This window comes from Vibrio zhanjiangensis (assembly GCF_030161235.1).
Lineage (GTDB): Bacteria > Pseudomonadota > Gammaproteobacteria > Enterobacterales > Vibrionaceae > Vibrio > Vibrio zhanjiangensis.
In genome coordinates this window covers 24,748-30,760 of record NZ_BSPW01000063.1, presented here as the reverse complement: position 1 = coordinate 30,760, position 6,013 = coordinate 24,748, and the positions used below count along the sequence as shown (strand labels likewise).

Genomic DNA, 6,013 nt, shown 5'->3' with positions numbered 1-6,013 from the left:
AGTTAACGTAATGACAAAGTCGCTTGGTAATTAAGGTACGACAGAATCGCTTGGTGATCACAGTACATGGTGTCAATAGGGTTATCCACTTTTGGACATTTCTTTACCACCTGTGGATAAATTTGTGGATTGCGTTGATAAGGTATCTAATCAGTCATCGATCCACAACATATAGTAATGATCCTTACTTTTTTGTGCAGATCCTATAAAATATCCCCAGTCAAAAATCCACTATGACGCCTTTATTTACCCGCCTTTTTTACATAAAGCAAATAAATTTGTCACAGAGTTACCCACAGGCAAGTAACGCAAAATTCGATCCAAAACTTTCGCTTTAAGATGCGTTATTGATCTCAAAAAATAAAAAAGCCGAGATCGTAGGATCTCGGCTAATTTTCTAATACGACAACTGTTGACTAGAAGTCTCCAACTGCAATCTTAAGCTTTTTCATGGCATTTTTTTCTAACTGACGAATGCGTTCTGCAGACACATTGTAAGTTTCGGCTAAATCTTGTAGCGTCAACTTATTGTCTTCTAACCAACGAGAACGAACAATGTGCTGGCTACGTTCATCAAGACTCGACAATGCCAAACTAAGACGATGATTCGTATGCGCTTCCCAGTTTGCAGCTTCGATATTGTCTGCAACATCAGAGGCTTTATCTTCAAGGTAGAGCATAGGTGCAGAATACGAAACACCTGCGTCATCATCGTCATTTTGCATTTCGAAAGCGGCATCTTGGGCGGCCAAGCGAGATTCCATTTCTCTCACCTCTGAAGGCTCAACCCCAAGTTCTCTGGCAACGGTTTCTACTTCACCGTTATTGAACCACCCCAAACGCTTTTTAGATTTACGCAGATTAAAGAAAAGCTTACGTTGTGCTTTAGTGGTTGCGATTTTAACTATACGCCAATTACGCAAAACGTATTCATGAATTTCCGCCTTAATCCAATGGACCGCAAACGAGACAAGGCGCACTCCTACTTCAGGATTGAAACGCTTAACCGCCTTCATCAGGCCAATGTTTCCTTCCTGAACTAAGTCGGCCATGGGCAGGCCATAACCAGAATAACCTCGAGCTACATGCACAACGAAACGTAAATGCGAAAGAATCAGGCCTTTTGCCGCCTCTATTTCGCCGTCATAGTGCAAACGCTCTGCCAGTTCACGCTCCTCGTCAGCACTCAGCATCGGGTAGCTGTTCACTGTTCGGATATAACTATCTAAACTATCTTGCGTAACTACAGCTATTGGATATGTTTGGTTAGTCATTCATTTCCTCATTAATACGGGATCTGGGTTTGGTTTTGTTCATTTAACTCTGAACCTAGCATGAGCAAGATTCAAACAATACTAGAGATATTATGCATAAACCTTCCATTGATACAAGTAAAAGGCTTATTATGTTTTATTCAGTTTTGAGACAATCATTTTTCATACAGGTTCAATTTCTTTCAAGTGACGCTTAGCCGATACTTTTGCTGCCAAACAACCAAGAAAAGCACCGAGCATTAGAAGCAACAAACTCTCATCCCAACTCAAACCGACGAGCTGAAACTGACTATCGTATAACGATGCTAACTCTTCTACTCTTGCATTAAGAACAAACGTAATCACAACAGTTAAAATCCAAGCGCTTAAAGCACCTAGGAGTCCAAACCACATTCCAGAGTATAAGTACGGCCTCAAAATGAAACTGTTGGTGGCACCAATCAACTTCATCGTTTGAATTTCTTCTTTATTGGCAAGCACATTGAAGCGAAGAGTATTACCAACAATTAAAAACACCGAGCCCAACATCAGCAAAGACAGTGTAATGACAATACCACAAACAAGATTTTTTATTGCGTCTAAGCGAGTTAACCAGTCTTCATCTAAGCGGACATCCGTCACTTCTTCTTCCTTGGCAAGATCAGCCGCCAACTGCTTTATTACTGCATTATCTTCTGTATTCGGTGTCACAATCAGTACACCGGGTAACGCATAATCATCAAGCAACGAAATAGCCTGCTCAAATCCAGAATACTGGCTTAAATCATCAAGCCCCTGCTGCGGGGAAATATATTCTACTTCAGCCACCTGTTGCATTGTTTCCAATTTATCTTTTAGTACCATAATCCGCGCTTCAGGAGTTTGCTCACGTAGATAACCACTCACTTTGGATGGGCTAGTAACATTGACTGAGGCGGCAGATAAATTTTTACCAAACAAGTACAAAGCCGAAGGCATGGCTAAAGCCATAGAAATCACCGCTAACGTAAGAATATTCCCTAAAGGACGAGACCAGATAAGAGAAAAAGAGGCTTTAGCTTGTTTAATATGTGTTGAAATAAAGCTATCACGTTTGACATGATTTTGAGATCGAACTTTCGCTGCTTGCCGATTACGCACGTTAGGCATAGTCTTCTACCTCGCTAAGAAAGCCCTGATTCAATTCAAGATGGCGGTATTGTGGCCGAGTATTGACTAACCCAGCATCATGTGTGGCAAGCAATATCGTAACACCAGCACGGTTAAACTCTTCAAATAGCTTTACAACACGATTGGATAAATCTGGGTCCAAATTACCTGTTGGCTCATCAGCTAAAAGCAGCGTAGGACGATTAACCACAGCGCGAGCAATACCTACTCGCTGTTGTTCACCACCAGATAGCTGGCTTGGTAAACATTTGGCTTTATCAAGCAAACCTGTTTTATCGAGTGCAGCGCAAACCCGTCGCTTGATATCATTTTCAGAGATCGATTCAATACGCATGGGTAATGCCACGTTGTCAAATACGGAACGGTCCATTAGCAGTCTATGATCTTGAAAGACAATCCCTATATTACGACGTAAAAAAGGGATATCTTTACTTGGGATACGAGTGATATCGTGATCATTAAAGCTAATTTTACCATCGGTTGGACGTTCTATCGCGCAGATCAGCTTAAGTAAAGTACTTTTACCCGCACCAGAATGCCCTCCCAAAAAGGCCATTTCACCACGACGCAAATAGAAATCCACTTTCTGTAAGGCTTGTCTACCACCGCGATACGCTTTACTAACTTGATTAAACTTTATCACTCATCATCCCTCTCACTGACCCTAGTCTTCGCGGCTAAATAATGCTTCTATGAACTCCTGAGTCTCAAATGGTCGTAAGTCATCGATATTTTCTCCAACCCCAATATAGCGAATTGGAATTTGGAATTGATCAGCAAGCGCAAAGATCACGCCTCCCTTTGCAGTACCATCTAGCTTAGTTAAGGTAATCCCCGTCAAGGGTGCCACATCACTAAACAGCTTTGCTTGACTGATCGCATTCTGACCTGTACCCGCATCCAATGTCAGCATAATTTCATGGGGTGCAGAATGATCAACCTTCTTCATCACTCGCACAATTTTGCGCAGCTCTTCCATTAAATTGGCTTTATTTTGTAAACGACCTGCGGTATCAGCAATAACTACATCAAACCCTTTCGCTTTTGCAGATTCAATCGCATCATAAATGACTGAAGCACTGTCAGCACCAGTATGCTGGGCAACGACTGGAACTTGGTTACGCTCACCCCATACTTGAAGTTGCTCCACCGCTGCCGCACGAAACGTATCACCAGCCGCTAGCATGACTTTCTTACCTTGAGCCTGAAATTGCTTAGCGAGTTTACCAATAGTGGTCGTTTTCCCCACACCATTGACACCGACCATCAAAATCACATAGGGCGCTTTTTCACTATCAATCTTAAGAGGCTTTTCAACACTGGATAAAATGCCCGCCATCTCTTCTTTAAGCAGACCATATAAAGCTTCACCATCTTTAAGCTCTTGGCGAGAGGCTTTTTCAGTTAAGTTATCAATGATTTTTAACGTGGTGTCCATACCAACATCAGCGATCAATAACTGCTCTTCAAGCTCTTCAAAAAGCTCATCATCAATTTGCTTCCCTTTAAACAAACCAAAAAAACCAGCACCAATGTTCGCTTTCGTTCGAGCCAAACTACGTTTTAAGCGAACAAAAAAACTTTCTGTGGGCTTTTGTTGCTCAGCCACTTTATTTTCATGTACAACTTCAGGAACGGCTTCAGCTGGACACGGACTGTCTTGCTTAAGCGCTTCAATCTTGATCTCTTCAGTTTCAACCGATTCGGCCTCAACAGCAGGTGTTTTAGGCCCTTGGGCCGTTTGGCTAGCTTGTTCTTCCTCACCAAAACCAAGCCAAGAAAGTAATCCGCGTTTCTTTTTTTCCGTCATCTGGGGATATCCTAGATTGTCTTAATTTACTCTGACACTTTTCATCGGGTATTGTCCCGATTACGAAAAGAGAAATGACAACAAAGTGAAAAGTTTTCAGCACAAGGGTGATGGTATACACTTTGTCATCAACAAATTTGGGCTTTACTCAGGTCGAACTCACTGAGCGACTGGGTATAGTATCACTTTATTAGCGGTCAAAAAATCTATGGTACAACGTCGCCAGCAAAACACATCACAAAAAAAGTCTTCTCCGGGATTTGTTCGGATCATCAGCGGGCTATGGAGAGGGCGGAAATTACCTGTTCATGATGCCGAAGGGCTACGCCCAACCACTGACCGCGTAAAAGAAACGCTCTTCAACTGGCTGGCACAAGATATACCACAGGCAAGATGCCTTGATTTATATGCTGGCTCAGGTTCGCTCGGCTTTGAAGCGGCCTCGCGACAGGCAAAAGAAGTCACCTTGATCGAACTCAATCCAAGTACATTTGCGCAATTAAACAAAAATATCGCCTCGTTAAAGGCAACGAATCTTAAAGCCATCCAGAGTGATGCGTTAAGCTATTTGCAACAAACAGGGACGCCTCACCATATCGTGTTTATTGACCCACCATTTCATAAAAACCTTCTAAAGCAAACCGTTATTCTCCTTGAAGAAAATGGTTGGCTGGCAGATGATGCCATGATTTACATTGAAACAGAAAAAGAGCTCACTCTAGAAGGTATTCCTAGTCATTGGCATTTGCACCGAGAAAAACATGCAGGCCAAGTGAGTTATCGACTTTTTACAAGAGTAGACGAAGAAAAGAGAACACAATGAAAGCACTACTGATACTTGCCAAAGCTGCGATTGGATTTGTATGGCTGATCCTACTGCTGAATATTTTTATGCCATTTCCCGGTAAAGCGGCGATAGCTTTATATATTTTAACGGCCTTTTTGTTCATGATGCATGGCCTGCAATCTGCCATTTTTATTGGTGCCTTTGGGGACAAGATTGAAATGAGTCGCTGGGAAAAATGGTCCATTTTACTATTTGGTGTATTTGCACTACTCGATATTCGTCGCAAACACATGATGTAGGCAAGAAGCAGCACCGTCATTTCGTATAAGAGGCGGTGCTGGATGGAGATCAATTCAAGTAGCTTTTTACTCCGTTTAGGAACATCTGTGTTGAGATCATCACCAGCATAAGTCCCATCAAACGCTCAATGGCTTTAAGGCCGCGCTCTCCCAAAATTCGGTGAAAGAATCCGTAAAACATCAAAATAAAAAATGTGGCTCCCCAAGCTAACATCACCGCAGCTGACAACTCCAAGAGTTTATCAGGGTGCTGGGTTGATAATAGCAGTAAAGCTGCAATAACAGATGGCCCCGCAATCATAGGGATTGCCATCGGCACAATAAAAGGCTCTTCACCAGCAGCAAGTCCGGTAATGCTCCCTGCACTAGGGAAAATCATTTTAATGGCGATAATAAATAAGATGATTCCACCTGAGATACTCAAGGTCTCAGGCTGGACATGAAGAAAGCCCAAAATGGTCTTACCTGCAAATAGGAATAGCATCAATATAATCAGTGCAAAGATGAGCTCTCGAACCAGAACCTTACTCCGACGCTTTGGGTCTAAATGTTTCAAAATCGATAAAACGATAGGAAGATTACCAAGCGGGTCCATGATAAGAAATAACATGGTCGCAGCAGAAAGGATCTCCATGAATTAGCCTCCACAGGCAAAATGATTGCAGCGGCTATATTTAGCCTGACCAATTTAGTA

General features: G+C 42.4%; 7 protein-coding genes. 2 read left to right on the top strand and 5 right to left on the bottom strand.

Annotated elements, in window-relative coordinates; translation table 11 throughout:
• Positions 1-416 precede the first annotated feature (416 nt).
• From rpoH to ftsY, 4 genes are all read right to left on the bottom strand, one after another.
• Positions 417-1,274: an RNA polymerase sigma factor RpoH gene (gene rpoH, locus QQK21_RS14555; RefSeq protein ID WP_284192911.1), complete on the bottom strand. Its 858-nt coding sequence runs from the start codon at positions 1,272-1,274 to the stop codon at positions 417-419.
• Between the two features lie 162 nt (positions 1,275-1,436).
• On the bottom strand, positions 1,437-2,402 hold the full coding sequence (ftsX, locus tag QQK21_RS14550) for a permease-like cell division protein FtsX (RefSeq protein WP_284192910.1): 966 nt from the start codon (positions 2,400-2,402) through the stop codon (positions 1,437-1,439).
• Positions 2,395-3,066: a cell division ATP-binding protein FtsE gene (gene ftsE / locus QQK21_RS14545; RefSeq protein WP_284192909.1), complete on the bottom strand. Its 672-nt coding sequence runs from the start codon at positions 3,064-3,066 to the stop codon at positions 2,395-2,397. Before ftsE ends, ftsX begins: the two co-directional genes overlap by 8 nt.
• Before the next feature lie 21 nt (positions 3,067-3,087).
• Positions 3,088-4,233 (bottom strand): signal recognition particle-docking protein FtsY, encoded by a 1,146-nt coding sequence (ftsY, locus tag QQK21_RS14540; protein WP_284192908.1) that lies wholly within the window; start codon positions 4,231-4,233, stop codon positions 3,088-3,090.
• Between the two features lie 208 nt (positions 4,234-4,441).
• On the opposite strand from ftsY, the gene rsmD reads away from it, so the two are divergent.
• Positions 4,442-5,056 carry a 16S rRNA (guanine(966)-N(2))-methyltransferase RsmD gene (gene rsmD, locus QQK21_RS14535; RefSeq protein ID WP_284192907.1) on the top strand — a complete coding sequence of 205 codons (615 nt, stop codon included), beginning with the start codon at positions 4,442-4,444 and terminating at the stop codon, positions 5,054-5,056.
• Complete coding sequence (locus QQK21_RS14530) at positions 5,053-5,319, top strand: DUF1145 domain-containing protein (RefSeq protein ID WP_284192906.1); 267 nt, start codon at positions 5,053-5,055, stop codon at positions 5,317-5,319. Before rsmD ends, QQK21_RS14530 begins: the two co-directional genes overlap by 4 nt.
• Before the next feature lie 49 nt (positions 5,320-5,368).
• Here the strand turns inward: QQK21_RS14530 and QQK21_RS14525 are convergent, their stop codons facing one another.
• Entirely contained in the window at positions 5,369-5,953 is a 585-nt protein-coding gene (locus QQK21_RS14525; RefSeq protein ID WP_284192905.1) for a YhgN family NAAT transporter, read from the bottom strand.
• Positions 5,954-6,013 lie beyond the last annotated feature (60 nt).

What these genes read in the sequence shown, in the direction of transcription:
- rpoH (WP_284192911.1), bottom strand. Translation starts at nt 1,274, where the DNA reads ATGACTAACCAAACATATCCAATAGCTGTAGTTACGCAAGATAGTTTA.
- ftsX (WP_284192910.1), bottom strand. Translation starts at nt 2,402, where the DNA reads ATGCCTAACGTGCGTAATCGGCAAGCAGCGAAAGTTCGATCTCAAAAT.
- ftsY (WP_284192908.1), bottom strand. Translation starts at nt 4,233, where the DNA reads ATGACGGAAAAAAAGAAACGCGGATTACTTTCTTGGCTTGGTTTTGGT.
- rsmD (WP_284192907.1), top strand. Translation starts at nt 4,442, where the DNA reads ATGGTACAACGTCGCCAGCAAAACACATCACAAAAAAAGTCTTCTCCG.
- QQK21_RS14530 (WP_284192906.1), top strand. Translation starts at nt 5,053, where the DNA reads ATGAAAGCACTACTGATACTTGCCAAAGCTGCGATTGGATTTGTATGG.
- QQK21_RS14525 (WP_284192905.1), bottom strand. Translation starts at nt 5,953, where the DNA reads ATGGAGATCCTTTCTGCTGCGACCATGTTATTTCTTATCATGGACCCG.